General features: G+C 69.6%; 20 protein-coding genes. 13 read left to right on the top strand and 7 right to left on the bottom strand.

Annotation, left to right across the window (positions count from 1 at the left end; translation table 11 throughout):
* Positions 1–38: 38 nt before the first annotated feature.
* Positions 39–1,316 (bottom strand): hypothetical protein, encoded by a 1,278-nt coding sequence (locus RIE32_13345; GenBank protein MEQ9097234.1) that lies wholly within the window; start codon positions 1,314–1,316, stop codon positions 39–41.
* Positions 1,317–1,482: 166 nt separating this feature from the next.
* Between RIE32_13345 and RIE32_13340 the strand changes: the two genes are divergently transcribed.
* Complete coding sequence (locus tag RIE32_13340; protein MEQ9097233.1) at positions 1,483–2,286, top strand: class I SAM-dependent methyltransferase; 804 nt, start codon at positions 1,483–1,485, stop codon at positions 2,284–2,286.
* A 19-nt stretch (positions 2,287–2,305) separates the two neighbouring features.
* On the opposite strand, the gene RIE32_13335 is transcribed toward RIE32_13340, so the two are convergent.
* The 4 genes from RIE32_13335 to RIE32_13320 are packed head-to-tail and all read right to left on the bottom strand — an operon-like array spanning position 2,306 to position 7,423.
* Positions 2,306–5,344 (bottom strand): hypothetical protein, encoded by a 3,039-nt coding sequence (locus tag RIE32_13335; protein MEQ9097232.1) that lies wholly within the window; start codon positions 5,342–5,344, stop codon positions 2,306–2,308.
* A gap of 34 nt (positions 5,345–5,378) precedes the next feature.
* Complete coding sequence (locus tag RIE32_13330) at positions 5,379–5,762, bottom strand: hypothetical protein (protein MEQ9097231.1); 384 nt, start codon at positions 5,760–5,762, stop codon at positions 5,379–5,381.
* Positions 5,752–6,348, bottom strand: a complete 597-nt coding sequence (locus RIE32_13325) for a sigma-70 family RNA polymerase sigma factor (protein ID MEQ9097230.1) — start codon at positions 6,346–6,348, stop codon at positions 5,752–5,754. The genes RIE32_13330 and RIE32_13325 overlap by 11 nt, the downstream gene beginning before the upstream one ends.
* On the bottom strand, positions 6,341–7,423 hold the full coding sequence (locus RIE32_13320) for a hypothetical protein (GenBank protein MEQ9097229.1): 1,083 nt from the start codon (positions 7,421–7,423) through the stop codon (positions 6,341–6,343). Before RIE32_13320 ends, RIE32_13325 begins: the two co-directional genes overlap by 8 nt.
* A gap of 73 nt (positions 7,424–7,496) precedes the next feature.
* Here RIE32_13320 and RIE32_13315 point away from each other — a divergent pair, with 73 nt between their 5' ends.
* Positions 7,497–8,987, top strand: a complete 1,491-nt coding sequence (locus tag RIE32_13315) for a hypothetical protein (GenBank protein MEQ9097228.1) — start codon at positions 7,497–7,499, stop codon at positions 8,985–8,987.
* On the opposite strand, the gene RIE32_13310 is transcribed toward RIE32_13315, so the two are convergent.
* Positions 8,984–10,171, bottom strand: coding sequence for an aminotransferase class I/II-fold pyridoxal phosphate-dependent enzyme (locus RIE32_13310; protein ID MEQ9097227.1), 1,188 nt, complete (start codon positions 10,169–10,171; stop codon positions 8,984–8,986). The two genes, RIE32_13315 and RIE32_13310, sit on opposite strands and share 4 nt — an antisense overlap.
* A 30-nt stretch (positions 10,172–10,201) precedes the next feature.
* Between RIE32_13310 and RIE32_13305 the strand changes: the two genes are divergently transcribed.
* From RIE32_13305 to RIE32_13295, 3 genes are all read left to right on the top strand, one after another.
* Positions 10,202–10,666 (top strand): peroxiredoxin, encoded by a 465-nt coding sequence (locus tag RIE32_13305; protein ID MEQ9097226.1) that lies wholly within the window; start codon positions 10,202–10,204, stop codon positions 10,664–10,666.
* 131 nt (positions 10,667–10,797) lie between these two features.
* The gene (locus RIE32_13300) at positions 10,798–12,093 is read left to right on the top strand and encodes a GC-type dockerin domain-anchored protein (GenBank protein ID MEQ9097225.1); all 1,296 of its coding nucleotides are present in this window, start codon (positions 10,798–10,800) and stop codon (positions 12,091–12,093) included.
* A gap of 598 nt (positions 12,094–12,691) precedes the next feature.
* The gene (locus RIE32_13295; protein ID MEQ9097224.1) at positions 12,692–14,074 is read left to right on the top strand and encodes a GC-type dockerin domain-anchored protein; all 1,383 of its coding nucleotides are present in this window, start codon (positions 12,692–12,694) and stop codon (positions 14,072–14,074) included.
* Here RIE32_13295 and RIE32_13290 read toward each other — a convergent pair.
* Positions 14,071–14,517, bottom strand: a complete 447-nt coding sequence (locus RIE32_13290) for an RNHCP domain-containing protein (protein MEQ9097223.1) — start codon at positions 14,515–14,517, stop codon at positions 14,071–14,073. The genes RIE32_13295 and RIE32_13290 overlap by 4 nt on opposite strands.
* A gap of 238 nt (positions 14,518–14,755) precedes the next feature.
* Between RIE32_13290 and surE the strand changes: the two genes are divergently transcribed.
* From surE to RIE32_13250, 8 genes are all read left to right on the top strand, one after another.
* Complete coding sequence (surE, locus tag RIE32_13285) at positions 14,756–15,766, top strand: 5'/3'-nucleotidase SurE (protein ID MEQ9097222.1); 1,011 nt, start codon at positions 14,756–14,758, stop codon at positions 15,764–15,766.
* 83 nt (positions 15,767–15,849) lie between these two features.
* Positions 15,850–17,292, top strand: a complete 1,443-nt coding sequence (locus RIE32_13280; GenBank protein MEQ9097221.1) for a rhodanese-like domain-containing protein — start codon at positions 15,850–15,852, stop codon at positions 17,290–17,292.
* Positions 17,293–17,306: 14 nt separating this feature from the next.
* Positions 17,307–17,873 carry a rhodanese-like domain-containing protein gene (locus RIE32_13275; GenBank protein ID MEQ9097220.1) on the top strand — a complete coding sequence of 189 codons (567 nt, stop codon included), beginning with the start codon at positions 17,307–17,309 and terminating at the stop codon, positions 17,871–17,873.
* A 64-nt stretch (positions 17,874–17,937) separates the two neighbouring features.
* Positions 17,938–18,927, top strand: coding sequence for an ATP-binding cassette domain-containing protein (locus RIE32_13270; protein MEQ9097219.1), 990 nt, complete (start codon positions 17,938–17,940; stop codon positions 18,925–18,927).
* Positions 18,924–20,300 (top strand): ABC transporter permease, encoded by a 1,377-nt coding sequence (locus RIE32_13265; GenBank protein MEQ9097218.1) that lies wholly within the window; start codon positions 18,924–18,926, stop codon positions 20,298–20,300. Before RIE32_13270 ends, RIE32_13265 begins: the two co-directional genes overlap by 4 nt.
* Positions 20,297–21,106 (top strand): class I SAM-dependent methyltransferase, encoded by an 810-nt coding sequence (locus tag RIE32_13260; GenBank protein MEQ9097217.1) that lies wholly within the window; start codon positions 20,297–20,299, stop codon positions 21,104–21,106. The genes RIE32_13265 and RIE32_13260 overlap by 4 nt, the downstream gene beginning before the upstream one ends.
* 43 nt (positions 21,107–21,149) lie before the next feature.
* A complete protein-coding gene (locus tag RIE32_13255) occupies positions 21,150–21,599 on the top strand; it encodes a hypothetical protein (protein ID MEQ9097216.1) in 450 nt (149 codons plus the stop codon).
* Between the two features lie 52 nt (positions 21,600–21,651).
* A complete protein-coding gene (locus tag RIE32_13250; GenBank protein ID MEQ9097215.1) occupies positions 21,652–22,923 on the top strand; it encodes a M28 family peptidase in 1,272 nt (423 codons plus the stop codon).
* Positions 22,924–22,942 lie beyond the last annotated feature (19 nt).

The raw sequence follows: 22,942 nt of genomic DNA, 5'->3' as shown, positions 1-22,942 counted from the left end.
GCCTTCGTCGCGTCCGCAGGATTCTCCGGGGCGGGGCCTTATCGGCCCGCGTCGGGGGCGTCGCCGCCACTCCCACCAGCACCCCCACCGCCGCCATCACCGCCCGCATCCCCTTCGCCGTCCAGCCAGCGGATGGTCAGATCGTCGGCCGCCAGCGTCTCGCGCCAGGCGGGCCAGCTCGCCGCCGCGCCGCGCTCGCCGCGGATGCACAGGGTCACCCGGTCGTCGGCCACCGTGAATGATCCGGGAAGCCAGGCGATGGGCGTCGCCTCGCCATCGTCGCCGACGCCCGCCAGCGCCGCGTCCAGCGTGGCCACGCCAAGGTCCGTCCACGGCCCGCCGGGGCGGGCGGCGGCCAGCAGCACGCACTCGGCACGCTCGTTCAGCCCGGCCAGCAGCCAGCGACCCTCGCCCACGCCCGCGGCGAAGGCCAGCGACTCGACCCGGGCCACGCCCGCCGGCAGCGGCGCGCGGGCCAGCACGGCGTAGCTGCGGTTGGGGTGCAGCAGCTCGAGCAGACCGCGATCGGTCGCCAGCAGCAGCGAACGCGGGCCGATGGCCATCGTCCGCGGATCGGCCGAGGCGCCGGGCTCGGCAGCGACCGGCCGGCCGTCTTCGCCACGCTGGCCGCCGGCGGGCTCGTCCGGTGTGGGGGCCGGCTCGCGCAGCATGTCCAGGAAGCGGGCGTGGTCGACGTAGGCCCGCTGGGTCGAATCCCCCTCCTGCCAGAACGAGGGCTCGTGCAGCGTCACGCCGAACATCTCGGTCGTGCCGCCGGCCAGCACCAGCAGCCGCCCGCGCTCGCGATCGACCCCCGCCGCCCGGAGGTCGCGGCCCAGGCCGTCGAGCACCTGCACCAGACGGGGCGTTCGCCCGGCATCGCCGCCCCCGGCGCCGGCCGCGCCAACCGTTTCACCCGTCTCACCCGCCCCACCCGCTTCGCCCGCCTCGAACGCGCCGGGCAGCTCGAACACCAGCACCGCGCCGTCGCGCACGGCCACCAGCAGGTGCCCGCCCATGGCCGCCGCGCCCACCACGCGCCGCACCGGCTGGCCCTCGACCGCCAGGGGCGCGCCGCCGAAGTCGATCCGCCCATCGCCGGGGACCCCGTGCACCAGCACCGCGCGGCCGCCGGCCTCGAACAGGCGCACGGGCTCGCTGGTGGGCTCGTTGGTGGGTTGGCTGGCGGGCTGACTGGTGGATTGGGCGAGCGCGGGCGCACCCACCGCCAGCAGCGCCAGCGCGCCGACCAGCGGAGCGCGCAGGCTGGCTCGTAAGGAGTTTGGCTTGGGCATCCACCGCGCGGGCTCGATCATGGGCGTTCCTCCAGGGGAAATCTCTCGGGGCTTGCTCTCTCGGGGCTTGCTTGGCGTCGCTCGCGTGGCATCGTTCGTGTCGCGTGCGTGTCGCGTGGTTCGCGCAGCGCGGTTCGGCGAGGCGGGTCGGCCCATGGCGCCCGGGCCGGGGCCCTAACCTGCCCGCGTGAGCGACGCCGGCGACATCGCGCGCGGATTCTACGACCAGCCGCTGCTCTACGACGTGCTGCACGCCACCGGCACGGCCGCCGAGATCGACGGCCTGCAGCGCCTGTGCGAGCGCCTGGGCCTGGACCCCGCCGGCCCGTGGCTCGAGCCGGCCTGCGGAAGCGGGCGCTGCGTGCGCGCCGCCGTGGTCCGCGGCGTGCGCATCGCCGGCTTCGACGCCTCGGCCGAGATGATCGACTACGCGAAGCAGCGCCTGGAGGCCGCCGACGAGCGGCTCTACAGGCTGGGCGTGGCGACCATGGAGGGCTTCGACGCCCACGCCCTGGCCCCCGGCTGGCGCTTCGAGCTGGCCTTCAACCCCATCAACACCATCCGCCACCTGGAGGGCGACCGGGCCGTGCTGGACCACCTGGAGCGCGTGCGGCGGGCCCTGCGGCCCGGGGGCGTCTACGCGGTGGGCCTGAGCATGAGCGTCTACGGCGTCGAGCAGCCCAGCGAGGACGTGTGGGAGGGCGCCCGCGGCCCGCTGCACGTGCGGCAGGTCGTCCAGTACACCCCCGCCCGCGGCGGCCGCGACCGGATGGAGCAGGTCCACAACGTGCTGGCCGTCACCCGGCCGGGCGGCAGCGAGATCATCCCCAGCCACTACGAGCTGCGCAGCTACGACCGGGCCCAGTGGGACGCGTTGATTCGGGCGTCGGGCTTCGAGCTTGCCGGCTGCGCCGACGAGGCGGGCGCGCCCATGGAGCCGCCCGCGCCGGGCGCGCCCGGCTACGCCGTCTGGCTGCTGCGCCGGGCGTGAGCGGATGGCTCCGGGCCGCTCAGGGAACCTCGACCTCGTAGTTCAGCCGCCCGCCCGCGTCGATGTCCTCGATGGCCAGCAGCACGCGGTCGCCCGCGCTGGCCGAGGCGCGGATGAGGATGTCGCGCCGCGCGGTGGCGCCCGCGGGCAGGCGCGCGATGGTCGCCCGCTCGCGCCGGGCCCCGGGCGCGATGGCGGTGGCCTCCAGCGACACGGGGCGATCGCCCAGGTTGCGCACCTCGGCCTGCACCAGCAGCCCCTCGGGCGTGCGCCGCGCCGAGGCCGACACGCTCAGGTAATCCAGCCCGATCTCGAAGGGCACGTCGACGTAGACGCGCCGCGCGGCGTGCTCGCCGCGGACGTCCAGCTCGAGCCCCAGGTTCTTGCGGCCGGCCGGCTCGCTGCGCCGGAAGCGGATGTTGATGGGCGTGCGCCGCTCGGCGGCGCCCTCGAGCAGCAGCTCGGTCAGCCGCGGGGAGATCTCCCACGAGCGCCGGGTCACCGGCTGGCCCCCGAAGCCCCCCGGCGAGACCACCCGCACGCGCACGCTGGTGGCCCCCGGCCAGGGATTGCGCATCACCAGGGCCGCGCGGTGCTCGGCGTCGATGGCCGGCAGGCGCGCCGGCTCGAGCCGCAGCGAGGCGATGAACAGCAGCAGGTCGACGTCCACCCCCTCGACGAAGACCGGCCAGTCGCCAAGCTCGATGCGGTGGGCAAGCCGCGGCGACTCGCTCGCCTGCCCATCCAGCGGCGTCGCGGCGACCTCGCGCGCGTTGCCGAAGACGTCGTACACGCGGACCGGCTCGTCGCCCAGGTAGAGCTCGAAGTGGGTGGGCGCGCTCCCGCCCGGGCCGCCGGGGCCGGCGGATGTCGTGGGGCCGGCCGGATGGAGCACGAGCAGGCCCCCGCCGCCGCCCGAGCGGGAGACCACCGGCTCGTACACGCTCGCGCGCACGCCGTCGGCGTTGGTGAAGCCGTGCACCAGCCGCCGGCCGACCAGCCGGTCGCCGATGCCGCGAAAGGCCGCCAACTGGGCGGTGGCCTCGATGCCGGGGGCTTCGGCGGGCTCGCCGCCGGCGTCGCTCATGGCCTCGCCGCTGGCTCGCGCTTCCTCGTGCTCGTTGTCGGGCCGCCAGCGGAAGGCGTCGGCCAACGCCAGGCGCAGCGTGGCCGGCGGCGCCTCGGCCCGGGCGCTGGGCGGGGGCGCATCAAGGGTGTCCCAGAAGGCCAGCACCTGCTCGGCCAGGCGCGCCACCACGGCGTGGCGGCCGAACTGCGCTTCGTCCAGGGGCGTCAGCACGATGACGCCCTCGGCGGCGGCACCCGAGTCCAGCATCGTGCGGATCTTGCGGGCCGTCTCGCGGACCCAGGGGCCATCGGCGTCGCGCGGGGCGCGCACGGTGAGGGACCAGTCGATGCGTTCGGCCCCGCCGCGCGGCGGGCGGGCGTCGGGCAGGCGCGCGGCGGCGGGGTCGAAGCCCCCCCACCACGGCACGCCGATGGTCGGGTCGGGCGCCAGGCGGTGCAGGCGTCGCGCGATGCTGGCCAGCCGGGCCGCGCTGGCGGGCGTGGCGGCCAGCGCGTCGCCGCCCAGGGGGCCAACGTGCCAGCGCGTGACGCCCTCGGCCAGGCGATCGACCACCGGCACGAGCACGCCGTCCCACAGGGCCCCGTCGTCGAGCGCGGCCAGGGCGCGATCGGCCTCGCTCCGGTCGGCCGCCGCGTCGTGGGGCCCGGCCGGCTCGACCTCCAGGACGGCGGTGCTCTGGGCGCCAAGCCGCGATCGGAGGGTCGTCAAGCGACGCGCAAGATCGGTCCATGGCGCGTGGGGCGGGGCGCCGGCCCGCTCAGCGGACGCCGCATCGACCCGCACCGTGGCCAGCAGCGAGCGCGTCCCGGCACGCTCGAAGACTTCCTGCGCCGCGTCGGGCAGGGGCTGGCCCTCGTGTCCGGGCACGAGCAGCGCCAGGCGGCGGCGATCGCCCAGCGCCGCCAGGGCGACCCGGTCGGGCGTGCCGCCGTCGACCCTGGGCAGGACCAGGTGCACGCCCTCGCCCCCGGGCAGCCACGCGAACCGGTCGCGGAGCCGCAGCATGGGCGTGGGGCCGACGCGCAGCAGGAGCTCGGCCTCGTACCAGCCCAGGGCCGGCAGGTCGGGCCGCCAGCCAAACTCGCGGGCGCCGGCGCCGAAGCGCTCGCTGCGCTGGGCCACTACCACGCCATCGACGTCGCGGATGCGCAGGTCGACGTCGATCGGGTCGCCCGAGAGATCCCGCAGGCGCACCAGCAACTCGGGCGTTTCGTCGGCGAGGAAGACGTTGCTGGCCCGCGCGGTCTGGAGCGAGGCGGTGGGCAGTTGGACGATCACGACGTCGTCGAACCAGACCGTGCCCTGGTAGTCCTCGCTCCAAAGCTGGTAGGACTGGGCGCCCCGATCATCGAATTGTTCGGGCTGGACGAGTTCGAGGTCGATCTGCAGCGAGACGGCGCCCGGAGGCGCCGCGGGCAGCTTGATGAGCACGGGCACGAACGCGTTCGACCAGCCCTCGGCCGACGGGTGGACGAGCGCGCTGGCTGATGCGCCCTCGATGGGCAGGCCCGCTTCGTCGAGCAGGCGCGCCGCCAGCCTGGGCCGTGCGTGCGTGAGGCCCTCGACGCGGACCATGGCCCCCACGGCGTAACGCACCGATGGAAAGGTGGGCACGACGCCGCGCTCGAGCCGCAGGCTGGTGCCCCCGCCCGTGGTCGCCAGCCTGACCGAGCCGACGCCGCTGGACGTGGGCGAGGCGTAATCGAGTCGGCCAAGGTTGGTGATGGGAAAGCCCGGGCGTTCGCGTACCTCGGGGTCGTGCTGGGCGCGGATCCAGTACAGCGGGATGTCCAGCGCGTTGAAGCTGCGCTCCTCGAAGTCGAAGTGCCGCACGATGCGGCCGATCGAACTCGGTCGGGTGATCACGGGCGCCGATTCGCCCTGGTCCTCGGGAATCTGGGCCGGGGCGAGGGACGCCAGCAGGGCGGCCAGGACGGCGAGGACGCATTGAAAGGGCTGGGGCGCCATTGCAAGCCTTATCGGCCGGGGGCGCGCGGCGTCTTCATGAAGCCGGAGAGGGCCCCTCGCCCGAATCCCGGTGGCGGAGCCCGAACACCGTCTCGGACCGCGTTGCAACGGCCGCGGCGGGCATTGCCTCCACCTCGTCTGGACCGGCCAGCCGGAGCGCCAGCACCGAGACACGCGCGAACGACGCGGGCGGTGGGTCGATCGCGTTCGGTGGGTCTACCGACGCGATGCGCTCGGTTTCGTCCACCAAGCGGGCTTGGGGCCATGCGAGCCATACGCCAGTCCCTGCCAGCAGCAGGGCCGCGGCGACGACGCCCCCGCGTCGCACGCGGATCACGCGGCGACGCCTGGCAACGGCGCGCGAGATGACCTCGGGCATCGGTCCCGCCGGATAGTCACGTCGATCGTCAAGGGGCATGGCTTGGTTCCTCCGGCAGGCGGGCAGGGGGGTGGACGGGCTCGGCGGCCAGTTCGCGGGCCAGGGCCAGGCCCCGGCTGTATCGATCCGCGGCCGTCGAACGTGACACGCCCAACGCGTCGGCCAGGCGTTCGAGCGTAAAGCCATAGGCATGGCGGAGCACGACGGCCTCGCGCAAGGGCTGGGGAACGCGTTCGAGCACCAGGCTCGCGTCATCGTGATCCGATGCGGTGCGCGTCCGGTCGGCCGGCATTCCTGCCGACGCTTCCCGCTGGCACCGTCGCCGATGGCTTCTCCGGTCGTTCATCGCCGCATTTCGGGTCAGCGTGCAGAGCCACGCCGCGGGGTCCTTCACGGCTCGTATCCTGCTTCGACGCAGCCGTAGGACCTCGAGGAACACGCCCTGCACCAGGTCGTCGGCGTCGGCGTCAACCGAAAGCGACCGTGCGTATACACGAAGCCTGCCGGCGAATCGGCTCCACAGCTCCCGTGCTGCACGCTCATCGCCCGCGTGCATGGCACGCAGCAGCGCGCGGTCTTCTGCAAGGCCGCCGCTGCTCGCGTGGTTGGAAGGGTGTTCAGCCATCCGGGTTCACGCGCCCGCGGAACTGCTCGAGCTGCGCGCGGGCCCGAGCGTCCGAGGCCTGGGCCCGCAACAACGACGGAGCGGCCACGCGGGCGACCGGCCCGAAGTCGCCCTCCACCAGCCGCGACTCGATCGCCCGCAATTCTCCCTGCGGATCGCTGCTGTCCCAAGCGTCGAACACGAGATCAAACGAATCGACCGCACGCTCGACCTGCCGCCTGAATTGCTCGCCATCGAGCGACCGCAGCTCCCGCTCGACGTCGTCGCTGGTCGACTCGGTCATCTGGAAGAACACGTCGGCGAAGTCATCCCCGGCGTTTGGCCCGCGGAACTGCCGGGCCAGCGAGCCGATCAGGTCACGCTCGGTCCGCAGGGCGAGTTCGACGTTGTGAGGGTCGTCGGCGGGGAAGCGCTCGAGCGCCTGACCCAGGATCTCGCGGACGTGTTCGGCGTCCTGCGTTCGGTCGAGCAGCCAGTAGGCCTCCTTGATTGCCACGTCGGTCATGGCCGCCGAGACCAGGGAGCTGATGAGGATCCGGTCGCCGGTGACGTGTCGAGCCATTCGGAGGGCGGTCGCCAGTCGTTCGGCGGCGGCTTGCGTCTCTCCGGCAAGGGCCAACCGTCTGGCGTCGGTCACCAGCAAGCGGGCGAAGTTTCGCATGTGCCCCAGATGGGGCAGCAAGGCGGCGTACCCGTCTTCATAGCGGACCTGAAAGTCGCAGTGCGTCTCGCGGCTGGCACGCTCGAGGTCTTCCAGGAAGTCGCCGATCTCGGCCAATTCGGCATGCAACGCGCCGCCAGGCAGGAGCAAGGCGGGCGCCTCAACGGCCTCGGCTTCTCCCTCGGGGTCGGGGTGGAACAGCTTGAAGGCTTCGCCGGCCCGTGCGGGCAGGTCATCGGCGTACGTGGCGGTGTTCACCAGCCGCCAGTAGTCCAGGGCGGCGTTTCGGTCGGCGGGTTGGTTCAACCCAGCCATTTGTGGCTGCAGCCAATGCGTCGGCAGCGGTGTGGCCGATGCGGCCTGCGTGAGGACCAGGCCGCTGAGGGCCAGGATTGCGATCCGTTGGTGTTTCATGGAGGGCTCCTACGGGGTTCATACAGGTAGACACCGCCGAAGGCCGCACCGTCCGGGGCCTAGCCTCGACCCCATGGCCCAGAACACCACCAGCGCGACCGAGAACCAGTCCCATGCCCCCCTCATGCTTGGCGTCAGCGGCATGCGAGGCATTACCGGCAAGAGCCTGACCCCGGACCTGGCGTTGCGGTACGCCGCGGCCTTCGGGACGTTCCTGGCCCAGCGCGGATCGTCGCCGCACCTACTCATCGGACGCGACGGCCGGCGGGGCGGCGAGGCGATCTACGAAGCGGCGGTGGCCGGGCTTCTCGGGACGGGTTGCTCGGTCAGCAGGCTGGGCGTGGCCAGCACCCCCACCATCGGTCATGCGGCCATGGGCGAGGTCGACGGGGCGGTCATCGTGACGGCCAGCCACAACCCCCAGGAATGGAACGGGCTGAAGCTGCTGATTGCCGGCGTCGCTGGCGGCGGCCAGTTCGAGTTCGACTTCGCGTGCGCCCCGCCTGCCGAATTGGCCAGCGAGATCATCGAGCAGTTCCAGCGGGGGCCGAGCTGGGGCGAGTCCGTGGCGTTCCGGCCGCTCACCGATGAGAACGACGCCTCGTACCACCATTGGGTCGAGGTTGCCGGGCGCGTGATCGGCTTGCTCTCCGACGCGGCCGTCGAGCGCTGGGAGCAGGACGGTTCCCTGGGGCTGCGGTGCGTGCTCGACGCGGTGAACAGTTCGGGCGCGCTGGTTGGCGTCCCGTTCCTGGACTACTTGAGCGACGTGGTGCCCCTGAATTGTTCGACAAGCGGCGTCTTCCCCCATACGCCCGAGCCGACGCGTGAGAACCTCTCGGGCAAGGGCGGGCTGTGCACGGTGGTGCCGGGCATCAATGCCGACGTGGGCTTCGCACAGGACCCTGACGCCGATCGACTCGCAATCGTGGACGAGAAGGGCCGCTACATCGGCGAAGAGTACACGCTCGTGCTCTCGGCGCTCGCGCTGCTCGAGGTCGAGGACGACCCGAGCGACGCCGTCCTGGTCACCAACCTCTCGACCAGCCGGATGATCGACGACCTGGCCGAAAGCTTCGGCGCCCGCGTCGAGCGCACGCCGGTGGGCGAAGCCCACGTGGTGGGCCGGATGCTGGAACTGCTGGCTGATGAGAAGAACGTCGTGCTTGGCGGCGAGGGCAACGGCGGGGTGATCTGGCCGGAGGTCTCCTTCGTGCGCGACTCGGTCGTGGCCATGGGGCTGACGCTCGCGCTCATGGCCCGGCACGGCAAGCCGCTGAGCGAACTCGTCGACGGCCTGCCCAGCTACGCCATCGTGAAGCGCAAGCAGGACATTGCGAGCAAGGACGCCGCCAGGCCGGCGATTGAGGCCGTGGCCGCCCACTTCAAGGATCGAGGCCGAGTCGACCTGCAGGACGGCGTGCGTATCGATCTGGATGATCAGAAGGCCTGGCTGAGCGTCCGGGCGAGCAACACCGAGCCCATCGTTCGGTTGATCGCCGAGGCCCCCGATGAGGCTGCCGCCAACGCGCTCTTGGATGAAGCGCAGGGCTTGCTTGGCTAGAGCCTGTCGAGTCGCTCGATGGCACGCTCGATGGTCTCGCGCTTCTTGCAGAATGCAAAACGCACGTACGGTCCGCCGAGCGAGCGATCGACGTAAAACGAGCTGGGCGGGATCGCCGCGATGCCGACGTTCTCGACCAGGTGCTTGCAGAACGCGACGTCCGCCTGAGCTCCGTTGATGCCCAGGCGCTCCGACACCGGCGTGTGCTCGCACAGCACGAAGTAGCCCGATGCCGGTCGGAAGACCCTGAGCCCGGCGCGTTCCAGGGCGTCGCAGAGCAGGTCGCGATTCTGGCGCATGTTCTCGCGGAGCTCGATCGTGCTGTCCAGGTGCTCGAGCAGGGCCTTCGCGGCGGCGGCTTGCGCGGGCGCATTGGCGCAGAACGTCAGGAACTGGTGCGCGCTGCGGACGGCCTGGCCCAGCCCCGGTCTTGCCACGGCCCAGCCCACCTTCCAGCCCGTGGCGCTGAACAGCTTGCCGATGCTGCCCATGGTGATCGTTCGCTCGGCCATCCCCTCGAAACCGGCCAGGCGGCGATGCTCGCCTTCGTACACGAGGTGGTCGTAGACCTCGTCGGTAATGGCGATCACGTCGTGCTGCACGCAGAGCTCGGCGATGAGAGCCAGTTCGTCGGCGTCGAACACCTTTCCGGTGGGATTGTGCGGGGTGTTGAGCAGCAGCGCCTTGGGCTTGCGCTCGAACGCGGCTCGCAGGGCGTCGGCGTCGAACGAGAAGCCGCCCTCGTCGTCGGGTTCGAGCGTGACGGGCACGAGCGTGGCCCCCGCCATCGAGGCGGTCGCCTGGTAGCTGTCGTAGCAGGGCTGGAAGACCACGATTTCATCGCCCGGATTCATCAGCCCCAGCATGCAGGCCGCGATGGCCTCCGTGCAGCCGCACGTCGTGGTGATCCATGAACCGGGGTCGACCTCGAGGCCGCCCAGCTGCGCGAACCAGTGCGCCACGCCGCGGCGCATCTCGGGCAGTCCGCTTGCGGGGGCATACTGATTGACGCCCGAGCCGGCCGCCCGGCCAAGGGCCTCGAGCATGGCGGCGGGCCCGTCGAAATCGGGAAAGCCCTGTGAGAGGTTCACGGCATCGTGACGAGCCGCCAGAGCGGTCATCTCGGCGAAGATGGTCGAGCCAAACCTGCTCAACCGATCGGCAACGGCATTCGAAGCAATCATCGCGCGCATGATACGAACCTACGCTGCGTCGTGCTCAAGGCGGGTTCAGCCATCCCGGACGTGACCGTGCCGCCCACCCCCGGCCTGTGCGACCGTCCCACGCCGCTGGCCGAACTGGCCGCGGCCGGCCCGATCGTGCTCTACAGCTACCCGGCCGATGGCACGCCCATGTGCACGCGACAGGCCTGCGCGATGCGCGACGTCATGGGGGAGATGGCCAGCGAATTGGAAGCGTCGGGCGTTCGCGTGGTGGGCGTCAGTCCGCAGGGCGAACAGAGCCACGAGCGGTTTCGCGAGCGCCACCGCCTGCCGTTTCCGATCATCGCCGACCCGGACAAGAACGTCCTGCGGGCCATCGAGGCCATCGGCCTGCTGGGGATGCCCCGGCGGGTGACCTACCTGCTGTCCCCGGACGGCACGATCGCCCGGGCCATCGCGGCCGACCTCAAGCTCAGCCGGCACAAGCAGTTCCTGCAAGACGTGCTGACGGCCTGAGCCCGGGGTTCTTCTCTCAACATTACGTGAATGCCTATTCACGCGGGATTGCGTCGCCTTTCGTGTACAATTGCGACGGCATGCATCGAACGCCTGCGTCGTTCGCGTGCGCGCCAATGAAGGGGGAGATCATGATGAACGTATCGATCCGAAACGTCCTCGTGGCATCGCTGGCGCTGGGGCTTCCCTCGGCCGCGGCCATGTCGCAATCATCGTTCACGCCGCTGGGAGATCTTCCCGGCCGGGCGTTCGTTTCCTCGGCCAGCGGCGTCAGCTCGTTCGACCTGGCCGGCGGCGACGTGGCGAATCTCGTCGTGTCGGGCAACGCCGAGAGCGGGCGCGGGCGCGAGGCCTTCCGCTGGACGCTCGCCGAAGGCATGCTGGGCCTGGGCGACCTGGGCGGGGCGTTCTTCTTCAGCAGCGCGGCGGGCATCAGCGCCGATGGGACGACGATCGTGGGCGCCGCGTCCGGGCCCGATGGCATCCTCGCGCATCGCTGGCGTGAGGCGACGGGCATGATCTCGCTGGGTGATCTTGCGGGCGGGTCCATCCAGAGCGAGGCGGGCGCGACGAACGCCGACGGCGACGTCGTCGTGGGCGCCAGCCGCTCGATCTCGGGCCCGCTGGGCGACGAGGCGTTCGCATGGACGCCCGGCACGGGCATGACCGGTCTCGGCCGCCTCGCGCCGGGCGCTTCGACCCAGGCAACCGCCGTGAGCGCCGATGGATCGGTCGCGGCCGGCTACGGCAGCGCCGACGGCGAGGTTCGTCAGCCCTTCCGCTGGACGGCGTCCAGCGGCCTCGAACCGCTGCCGCTGCCCCTGGGCGACGTGGTCTCGGGCGAAGCCCAGGGCATGACGCCCGATGGCGCGACGATCGTGGGCTGGGTGCGCACCGATGCCGGCCAGTCGGCCATCCGATGGACCGACGCGGGCCTCGAGGTGCTCCAGACCGGCAGCGCGTTCGGCGAAAGCCGCATCTTCACCCGAGCGGTCAGCGAGGACGGCTCGATCATCGTCGGCTGGGCCCAGGACGGCGCCGAACTGCGGGCGTTCATCTGGACGCAGGCCGACGGCATGCGCCCGCTGCAGGAGGTGCTCGAAGCGGACTTCGGGCTTGACCTGAGCGGCTGGACGCTCACGCTCGCGCTCGACGCGACGGTGCACGCCGACACGGGCCGGGTGGCGATCGTCGGCGCCGGGCTCAATCCCGACGGCCAGACCGAGGCCTACATCGCCGTGCTCGATCCTGCCCCGCCCTGCGCGGTCGATCTGGATGGCGACGGCGACGCCACGGTGTTCGACTTCTTGATCTTCCTGAACCGCTTCCAGGACGGCAATCTCGGCGCCGACTTCGACGGCGACGGCGTGCTGACCATCTTTGACTTCCTGCGGTACTTCGACGCGTTCGACATCGGGTGTCCGTAGGCGTTCGAACGCGGAGCGCATGGGTGCTGGGAGGGTCGGCGCTGGGGAGGATGGAGGGCGAACGGTGGACGAGCGCCGCCGGGTAGTCGACAACTTGCCCGCGGACCTGGGTTATGGGCCTTGCCCCAAACACCAGCCGATCCGACACGAACCAGAACCGTACCCGAAGCCTTCGCGTTTGGCTCCGGTTCGACCAGCGACGGCTGCTACAGGTGCGGCAACGGTTCTTGCAGCTGTAGGAACGGCTCCTGCAGGTAAAGCAACGATCCCTTTGCCTGCAGGAACGGTTCCTCCACGTGGAGCAACGGTTTTTTTACGTGCGGGGACGGTTCTTCCACCTGCCGCAACGAGCGATCTCTTGAAGGCAACCGCTCCTCCACGACCATGGACGGCCGATCCACGTGCACCGATCGCTCCTGCAGGTCCACCAGCGATCGATCTACGTGCGTGGGCGGCCCCTGCGCGGGCCAGCGTGGCCGCGGGAGGGCCGCGAGGGCGACGGCACGACCACGGGGCGGTCGGGCCGCGGTTATCGGCGAGGCACGGGGTAGGTGGCATCAGCCTTGCAATCGGCGGGCGTTTGCGTCACAATGTGAGCATGCGCACCACCAGCATCGCCGCTGGCCTGGTGGCCGTCTTTGGCCCCGCCGTTGCAACCCTCGCCCAGTGCCCCATCGAGCGGCTGACGCCGCCGGAAGGGCCGTTTGGTGGTGGCTTTGGGGGCGAAGTGGTGATGAACGAACGGCACGTGCTGGTGGCCGACGCCTCGGCCGCCACCCTATGCCCGATCGTGTTCGATTGCGCCACCGGGGCGGTGTACGACTTCCGCCTCATCGACGGCCAGTGGGAGCGCGTGCAGCGACTCCTCCCGGCGGACGTGCAACAAGGCGACAACTTTGGCGCCTCGATCCACCTCAATGGCGACCGCCTGATCGTGGGATCCCAAAACGCCGATCTGGCCGGGCCCGATACGGGCGGGGCATACATCTACGACTTCGATGGCGAGCAATGGTCTGAGACCGGACGAATCCCCTCGCCTTGGCCGGTGACGTTCGCGGGCTTTGGTCGCCAGGTCATCATCAATCGTGATGTCGCCCTGGTCAACATGCCCCCACTGCTCTACGTGTTTCAGGAGGATGGCCAGGGCGAGTGGCGTGAGGTGGATCGACTGGAAGCGCCCGATGCGCCGACTGGGGGACGAGCCTTCGGTGGAAACGCCAATGCCCTGACGGAAGATTGGCTGTTCGTGGGCACGCCCTTCGACGACAGCATCGCCGTGAACGTGGGCTCGGTGTACGTCTTCCGGCGCGAGGGGCCCACCGAGTTCGTTTTCCATCAGAAGATCGACGCGATCCACCCCGAGCAGGGTCCGCGGTTCGGCTATTCGATAGCCTCGGACAACGATCAGCTCTTCGTCGGGGCGATCAATGCCGACCGTGAGTTCGAGGCCCAGGGGGTGGTGTACCGCTTCGAGTACGATGGGGCCCGGTGGATGCCGCTGCAGGAGATCACGCTCGACGATGCCATCCGCCGCGATCATTTTGGCTGGAACCTGTCCCTCCGCGACGGCGTGTTGCTGGCACAGCTGGCGGGATCTCGCACGCCGTCCGTGTTGGGCGCTGTGCTCGTGTTCCAGCGTGGGCCGGCCGATGATTGGACGCGGCGGGCCACGCTGCTGCCCGGGGGGCCCTCGGACTCCTTCGGACCGGCCATCGCAACCGATGGGCGCCGCGCCCTGGTCGGGGCCAAGCTGGATGATGTGGGTGGAGCGCCACTCGGCGCGGCCCACCTCTTCGACCTCTCGTGCGAGATCTGCCGCCCCGACCTCGACGCCGACGGCCTCCTCACCATCTTCGACTTCCTCACCTACCTCAACCTCTTCCAGGACGGCGACGCCCAAGCCGACTTCGACGGCGACGGCGCGTTGACGATCTTCGACTTCCTGACGTTTCAGACGGCGTTCGACGCCGGCTGCGACTAGCCGCCCCTTGGGTCATCGATCGGGAACGCCGGCCGCGCGAGCGGTCGGAGGGCGAGCGCGAGCAGGGCGCGTTCGCTGTCGTCGCCGGCGATGCGGTTGACGCGCAGCACGCCGCAGCGGTTGCAGCGGTGCACCAGGACCCACTCGCCGGCGTCCTCGCCGCTGGAGCGCACGGCGACGGCGATGGGCTCCATCGCCCCGCCGCAAGGGCTGGCGCGGTCGCCGGACTGGTCGTCGACGTGCTTGCTGTGCAGGCAGGCCGGGCAGTGGTTGCGCTGCTTCGTGCCCCAGACGCGGCCGCTGACGTGGGCCCTGCAATGGATGCATCGGAAGCCGTCGGATTCGTTTCGACGGCCGTGGCGCGGGCGGTCGGAGCGGTCTTGATGTTGGAAGTCGTCGGCGCAGCTTGGGCGCTGGTCGCGTGTGCGGTTGGCTCGTGGCATGTGGTTGGATGGTCCGTCTTGCCGGACGGGTGGCCGGCTGATCCGCGATGAACAGGTGGTGGTACGGCGCCCGCAAGCGGGACCATCCGGCGCGCGGGCCTCGCGCATGCGGCCGCCGCCGCCTCGATCATCGCCAGCGGCGGGAAACCCTGGATGGGCCGAGCAACCTGTTCAGAGGGTGGCGGTCATCAGCCACAAGCGTAGCCGGCGTTCGCGACGCGTGCCCTACGCTGGGGCAATGCGAATCCTGCTGACAAACGACGACGGCATCCGCGCCCCGGGCATCGTGGCGCTCTACGACGCCTTGATGGACACCATCCCCGGCCGCGAGGGCACGCTGGGCGGGCCCATCTCGATCGCCGGCACGCCCGTGGAGGCCATCTACACCGTCGCGCCCGCCACCGTCCAGAGCGCCACCAGCCACGGGGTGACCTTCCACGAGCCGCTCATGGTGGAGGAAGCGCGGATCCGGGGGCGCATGCACGGCACGGCAGTCGACGGCCGGCCGGCCGACTGCGTGAAGCTGGCCCTCAGCGAGATCTGGCCGGCCGAGTTTGGCCAGGGGTCCAGGCCCGACCTGGTCATCAGCGGCATGAACGCAGGGGCGAATTGCGGGATTAACGTCATCTACTCCGGCACCGTCGCGGCGGCCATCGAGGCGGCGTTCCTGGGCATCCCCTCCATCGCCGTCAGCCTGCACCTGGGCCGGGCCTCGACGCGCTTCGACATCGGGGCGATCCACGCCCGCCGGGCGATCGAGACGCTGCTGGCCGGCGGGCTGCCCAACCCCCACGAGGTGCTGAACCTCAACGTGCCGCGCTGCGAGGACCCGATCGAGGACACGCCCGAGGCCCGGGCCGCCGCCGACCGCCAGCGCACCAGCGCGGGGCTGCCGACGAACTTCGACCAGAGCGATACGCGCGTGACGCGTCAGGGCGAGCAGGCGCAGGTGCACAAGGCCGACCCCGACGAGACGCTGCCCATCGTCGCGTGCCCGATGAACACCCACGGCCACGTCGACCGGTTCGAAGGCCGCGTCAGCCCCGGGGGCCGCGCATACTTCTGGGCGGCCGCGGGGGGCATGGATTTCCAGGATACCGAGGCTGGAACCGACGTCGACTGGCTGTTCAAGCGGGCGGTGACGGTGACGCCGCTGCGCTACGACCTGACCAATGAGGCGTCGCTGGAGCGCTGGAGCAAGGCGGCCGAGAAGGCGACCAGCGGGGCGGCCGGCCAGACCACCGCCTGACGCGGCCCCCCACCGACCCCCACCGACCCCCACCGTCCCCACCGCACGCTCTAGAATGGCACGCACAGGAGGCCGGCCCACCCATGTTCATGCGGATGATCTACGACGAGAAGCTGGCCCAGGCCGCCTACCTGTTCGGCTGCCAGCGGACCGGTCAGGCCATCGTCATCGACCCCGAGCGGGACGTGGACCGCTACGTCGACCTGGCCCGAGCGAACAACCTGCGGATCTGTGCCGTCGCCGAAACGCACATCCACGCCGACTTCGTGAGCGGCGCGCGGGAACTGGCCGAGCAGGTCGGCGCCACCGTGTACGTCTCGGGCGAGGGCGGGCCGGACTGGCAGAGCGAGTGGGCCCGGGCGTACAACCACGTCATCCTGCGGGACGGCGACGCGTTCAAGATCGGGAACATCCAGTTCCGTGCGGTGCACACCCCGGGCCACACGCCCGAGCACATGGTCTACGTCGTGACCGACCACGGAACCGTCGGGGCGCAGAGCGCCGCCGAGCCCATCGGCGTCTGCACGGGCGACTTCGTGTTCGTGGGCGACCTGGGCCGGCCGGATCTCCTGGAGACCGCCGCGGGCCAGGCCGGCGCTCGCGAGCCGGGAGCACGGCAACTCTTCGAGAGCGCAAAATGGCTCGATGGGCTTCCCGAGTTCGTGCAGATCTGGCCCGGCCACGGCGCCGGCAGCGCGTGCGGCAAGGCGCTGGGGGCCGTCCCCATGAGCACCGTGGGCTACGAGAAGCGATACAACGCGCCGCTCCGCTCGGCCATCGGCCCCAAGGCGGATCAGAGCGCGTTCGTGGAGATGATCCTGGAGGGGCAGCCCGAGCCCCCGCTGTACTTTGCGCGCATGAAGCGGGTGAACCGGGACGGCCCCGACGTTGGGGGTGGCCTGCCCCAGGCTCGGCGGGTGATGGTCTCGGACGTCACCGGCCTGGATCCGCAGCAGATCGCGATCATCGATACGCGCCCCTGGACCGAGTTCCGTGAAGGGCACCTGCCCGGCTCGATGAGCTTCCCGCTGAGCACGTCGTTCACGACCGACGTGGGCTCCATGGTGCGCGAGGACGAGGACATTTACCTGATTGCGCAGGAGCATGAGGTCGCCCAGGCCGTCCGAGACCTCTATCGCATCGGCATGGATCGCGTGAAGGGCTGGCTCGAGCCCGAGGACGTCGTGGGCGAAAAGCACCTGGCCTCGACCGCCGAAGTCGACGTCCGCGAGGCGCGCACGCTGATCGAGCAGGGCCGGGTCCGGGTGCTGGACGTCCGCCGGGCCAGCGAGTTTGCTTCCGGGCACATCGAGGGCGCGAAGAACATCGCGCACACGAGGCTAGCCTCGCGCCTGGAAGACCTGCCGAACAATGGGACGCTGCTGGTCCACTGCCAGGGTGGCATTCGTTCCGCCCGGGCCAGCGGATATCTCCAACGGCTCGGCTTTGATGTCATCAACATGAAGGGCGGGTATGCGGCCTGGCAGAAGGACCAGGCGACCGCCCGATCGTCCGCGGATCGCTAGGGGAGTCTCATTTCATGGATGGCAACGACCGTACGGTTGATGCCAGCACGCTGCGGGCCTGGCTCGAGTCGGGTCAGGCCGTGCTGGTGGATGTTCGCGAACCCTTTGAGCACGCGACCGAGCGGATCGCGGGCGCCAGGCACGTGCCCCTTGGCCAGATCGAACCGGATCGCCTGAACGCTGATCTGCCGGCCGAACGCCTGGTCTTTCACTGCCGCAGCGGCGCGCGATCGGGCAAGGCCCTGGAACGGTGCGAGCAGGCCCTTCGCGGCGCCGGCATCGACGTGTTCCACCTGCAGGGCGGGATCGAGGCCTGGAAAGCTGCGGGAAATCCGGTCGAGCTTCCGCGTGGCAGGCCACGGCTGGACATCATGCGCCAGGTCCAGATCACCGCTGGTTCGCTGGTTGCCGTCGGTACGCTGCTGGGCGTGCTGGTGTCGCCGTGGTTCCTCGTGGTGCCCGGGTTCGTCGGGTGCGGTCTGGTCTTCGCGGGCGCGAGCGGCTGGTGCGGGATGGCGAAGTTGCTCGCCCGCATGCCGTGGAATCGCCTGCCCGGTAAAACCCTCGCCGCGGATGCCTGACAAGACCGACGACCGGCGGCCCGCCCCTATGGTTGCCCCTTCATCACTCGCAGGAGCAACGCTCGTGGAAGATGCCGTCGTCATGGAGAACCTGCGCAAGACCTTCGGGCCAAAGGTCGCCGTCGAAGGCTTGGACCTGCGCGTCAAATCCGGCAGCCTGACGGGGCTCATTGGTCCCAATGGCGCTGGAAAGAGCACGACGATTCGCATGCTCATGTCCATCCTGTTTCCCGACTCGGGAACGCTCCAGGTCCTGGGCAAGAAGAGCGCCCTGCAGAGCAAGGACCGCATCGGCTACCTGCCCGAAGAACGCGGCGTCTACCGCAAGATGAAGGTCACCCAGTTCCTCAAGTACATGGGCAAGCTCAAGGGCCTCAAGGACCCCGAGCTCAGCACCCGTGTGCACGAATGGCTTGAGCGCGTGAACCTGGCCGATGCGGCGAGCAAGCGGTGCGAAGAACTCTCCAAGGGCATGCAGCAGAAGGTGCAGTTCATCGCCGCGGTCCTGCACGAGCCGGAGTTGATCATCCTCGATGAACCCTTCAGCGGGCTCGATCCGGTCAACCTGCGGCTGCTCCAGCAGCTCATGGTCGAGCAGCACCAGCAGGGCCGGACCGTCATCCTGTGCACGCACGTGATGTTCCAGGCCGAGCAGATGTGCCAGGGCATCGTGATGATCAACAACGGGCAGAAGGTGCTCGACGCATCGATCGATGAGATCCGCGCCAACCATGAGCCGAGCGTTGTGCTCTTTGACCCCGTGGACGGCCAAGACCCCCAGCGTGTGTCGCGCATCGACGGCGTGCGCAGCGTGGAGCAGACACGCGAGAGCTGGGCGGCCCATATCGACCCCCACGCCCTGCCGGCTCCCCAAGCCGTCCGGGCGATCGCCCATGCGATTGATGTTCGCAGCGTCGCCGCAAAGCGCGTCACGCTGGAGGACGTGTTCGTCGAGCAGGTCGCCGGGGGCACGGGCGCGAGCGAGGCAGAAGTCCGCGACGCCCTGCGCGGCTCGGCCGACGAGAGCGAAGCCCTGGAAGGAGCCTCGGCATGAAGCGCGTCCTGCACGTTGCCGCCCGCGAGTTTGCCTCCACGGTGCTCACCAAGGGCTTCCTCATCGGGGCCGTGGTCGTGCCGGCAATCATTGCGGTAGCCATCCCGGTCATCATCTTCATCATCAGCCAGCAGAAGGCCCCCGCCGTCGTCGGCACGGTGGCAATCATCGACCCCACCGGCGAAGTGGCCCCGCGGCTCACCGAGTACCTGAGCCCGCAGGCCATCGCCGAGCGTCGCGGGGAACTGGCGAGGCGCGTGAGCGAGGCGCTGCCGGGCATGCCCGCCGCCCCCGATGGCTCGATGGACCAGGCCATGGCGATGGCCCAGGGGGAGCTTCCCCAACTCACCGTCGAGGTGCTGCCGCCCGATGCCGACTTCGACCAAGCCAAAGAGCGCATCCGTCAGGCGGTCAAGGACGATCCAAACTCGACCATCGCGGTGGCGCGGATCGACCCCGACGCCGTGGTCAAGGGCGACTCCGAAGAGCAATTCGGCGCATTCGCGTTGACGCACATGCCCCGGCTTGATGAACGCATCGTGGGTGAGATCGAGAGTGGGCTGCGTCGAGGCGTGCTCGACGCTCGCTACCAGGCCAACGGCTTCGAGAAGACGGCCATCCAAGCCCTCACAACGGTGAACGCAGAGAACACGACCGAGGTCACCGAACAGGGCGAGCGCGAATCGACCAGCGCCATGAGCTTCATCCTGCCCATGGTTATGATGCTGCTCGTGCTGGGCGCTGTCTTTACGGGCGGGCAGTATCTGCTGACGACGACGGTCGAGGAGAAGTCCAACCGCGTGGTCGAGGTGCTGCTGAGCGCTGTTTCACCCACGCAACTCATGGCCGGCAAGATCCTGGGCCAGATGCTTGTCGGCCTGGCCATGCTGACCATCTACTCGGGCGTGGGCATCAGCGCCCTCATCGCGTTCAGCCTGGGCGATCTCATCAGCCCGCTGGATCTGGTGTGGATGTTCCTGTTCTTCCTGACCGGCTACGGCATGATCGCCTCGCTCATGGCCGCCGCGGGCGCCGCCGTCAACGACCTGCGAGAGGCGCAGACGTTCATGACGCCCATCATGATGTTCATGATGATCCCGTACCTGATGATGCTGGTCATCCCACGGGCGCCCAATTCGATGCTGGCCATCGTACTGAGCTTCACGCCGCCCATCAATCCCTTCATCATGATGCTGCGTATCGCCAGCAACGACCCCCCGCCGCTCTGGCAGATCCTGCTGAGCCTGCTGGTGTCTGCCGCGGGCGCGGTGGTCGCGGTCTGGCTGGCGGGCAAGATCTTCCGAGTCGGCATGCTGATGTTCGGCAAGCCTCCGAACTTTCGCACGCTCATCCGCTGGGTCCGCATGGCGTGAGCGAATTGGCCAACTCACCCACCGCCCAGGACCTCTACGAGATTTGCGTGCAGAGCCCCAAGCACGTGGTCGATCTGCTGCGCGCGATCCACGGCAACGAACCGGTGCGACTGGGCGAAGACTTCGCCGGCAGCGGCGCGGTCGGCCGGGCGTGGGTGGCCCAAGGCGGCGCGCATCAAGCCTGGTGCGTTGATCAGGACGCTGAGGCGCTCGCGCGATGCCATGGCGTGGAGGGCGTGAGCACGCGCGTGGGTGACGTCATGGAAGAAACGGCGAGCGTCGACGCGCTGTGGGTGGGCAACTTTTCCATCGGCTACCACCACGACCGCGTAAGCCTCGTGGCGTATCTCAAGCATGTACGCGAGCGGCTGACGCCCGGCGGCGTGTTCGTGTGCGACACCTATGGCGGCGAGACGGCATTCATTACCGGCGAAGTTCACCGATTTCACCCGCTGCCGGCGCACCTGGCGCCCGATGGTACGGGCGGCTGGCGCGTGCGATATACCTGGGAGCAACGTGAGGCCGACCCGCTGACGGGCATGGTGACCGACGTGCTGCACTTTCGCATCGAACGGGCCGGCATGATCGACGCAGAGTACCCCGACGCGTTCATCTACCGCTGGCGGCTGTGGAGCGTGCCGGAACTGCGCGACGCGATGACGGAGGCCGGGTTCTCGGGCACGGCGGTCTACAACCAGTTGCCGGACGCCGTTGACGACCAGGGGCGCCCGTATATCGAGCCGATCGTCGATCCGAGCGACTTGGACGACAGTTTCATCGTGTGTGTGACGGGACGGCGGGAATAGCCGGGCACCGGGAAGGGTCCGCCTGCTCTCAGGAGACCCCATCATGACAGACCCCGCCCCTCGATCGTCCGCGCTGCCCACCGTGGCCAGTGGCACGCCCTTTCGCATTGCGTCATGGATCGGTCAGATCATCGTCGCTCTGATCCTGGGGCAGACGCTGTTCTTCAAGTTCACCAACGCACCGGAAACCCAAGTGATCTTCGAAGACCTGGGCGGCCGGCCCGCGGCGATTGCTTCGGGCGTGTTCGAGCTTTTCGTGGTCGTGCTGATTCTGATTCCCAGAACCGCGTTCTTCGGCGCGCTGGGGGGCTTGCTGATGATGCTCGGGGCCATCGGCTCGCACCTGACCATCCTGGGCATCGCCATATCCACACCCGACGGGGGCGACGACGGCGGCCTGCTCTTTGGCATGGCCGTCGCGGTGCTGCTGATGTCGGCCATGGTGGCGCTGTTGCGACGTGATACTGCGATTCGGCGGCTCAAGCGGGGCTGAGCCGGTGATCGGTGCCTCCTACACTATTGAGACCACGTCTCAAGGAGCGACCATGCCCACGATCTCGAGCCTTCTCGCAGTTCTCATCGCGTTCACCGTCAGCCTCAGCGCACTGGCTCAGGACTGCCCCATCGCTGAGGCCTTGGCCGATAGTGATACGCAGGTCCGCCTCTTCGACACCCACGTTACCACGCTCTCCAGCCCAGCCATGGGCGGGCGTCTTCCGGGCAGCCCGGGCATGGAGATGGCCAAGAGCTACGTCGAGCGTTCGATGGAGCTTGCTGGTCTCGAACCCGCGTTTGGCTCGTCGTGGCGGCAGGCCTTCGCTATCGAGAACATCAACGCCGAGAACGTCGCGGGCGTGCTGCCGGGCAAGGGCGAACTGGCCGATCAGTTCATCGTCGTGGGCGCGCACCTCGATCACCTGGGAAATGGTGAGGAGGGCTCGCGCGGCGAGTCGGGCCAGCCGCACCTCGGAGCCGACGACAATGCGTCGGGCGTCGCAGGCATGCTGGTGATGGCCCAGACGCTGGCGGCCGAGTACGAGCAACTCTCGGGCGACCGCCGCAGCGTGCTGTTCATCGCCTTCAGCGGCGAGGAATCTGGGTTGATGGGCGCGACGCACTACGTCAACAACCCGATCGCACCCACCCCAACGCACGCGCTCATGATCAACTTCGACATGATTGGCCGCGTGAAGGAAGGCCGTCTGAGCGTCTCGGGCGTCGGCACGGGCAGCAGTCTGACCCAGATCGTCACCCCCATCTTCGACGCCTCAAAGCTCATCGAGCAGGTTGAAGAAGGGCTCAGCGGCCGCAGCGACCACTGGGCGTTCTACGAGGCCGGCGTACCGGTGCTCTTCGTCACCCAGAGCGATAGCCACGACGATTACCACACGCAGAACGACGTGTCGTGGAAGATCAACCGCACGCAAGGCGCCGCGACGGCCGAGGTCTTCGCTCAGGTCGTGCATGCAATTGCCAGTAGCACCGAGACGATTCAGTTCGTCGGCGGCCAGCGACCCGCCGCCGGCCCCAGCATGGGTGACATCAAGGTTCGTTTTGGCATCCGGCCCGGCACGTATGTTGAAGGCATCAAGGGCGTAGCCGTGGGCGGCGTGACGCCCGATTCACCGGCCGACTACGCCGGGCTGCAAGCAGGCGACGTCCTGGTGGCGTGGAACGGCCAGCCCGTGGGCGACGTCCGTGATTGGATGGGCCAACTCATGCGACACGAGCCGGGCGATGTCGTGACGGTGACGGTGGATCGCGACGGCCAGCGGATTGACCTGAAGGCGACGCTCCAGGGTCGCGGTGGGGTCTGAGCCACTACCTGCGAACCGG

Source organism: Phycisphaerales bacterium (assembly GCA_040221175.1).
Lineage (GTDB): Bacteria > Planctomycetota > Phycisphaerae > Phycisphaerales > UBA1924 > JAHCJI01.
This window is presented reverse-complemented; position numbering and strand designations above follow the sequence as displayed.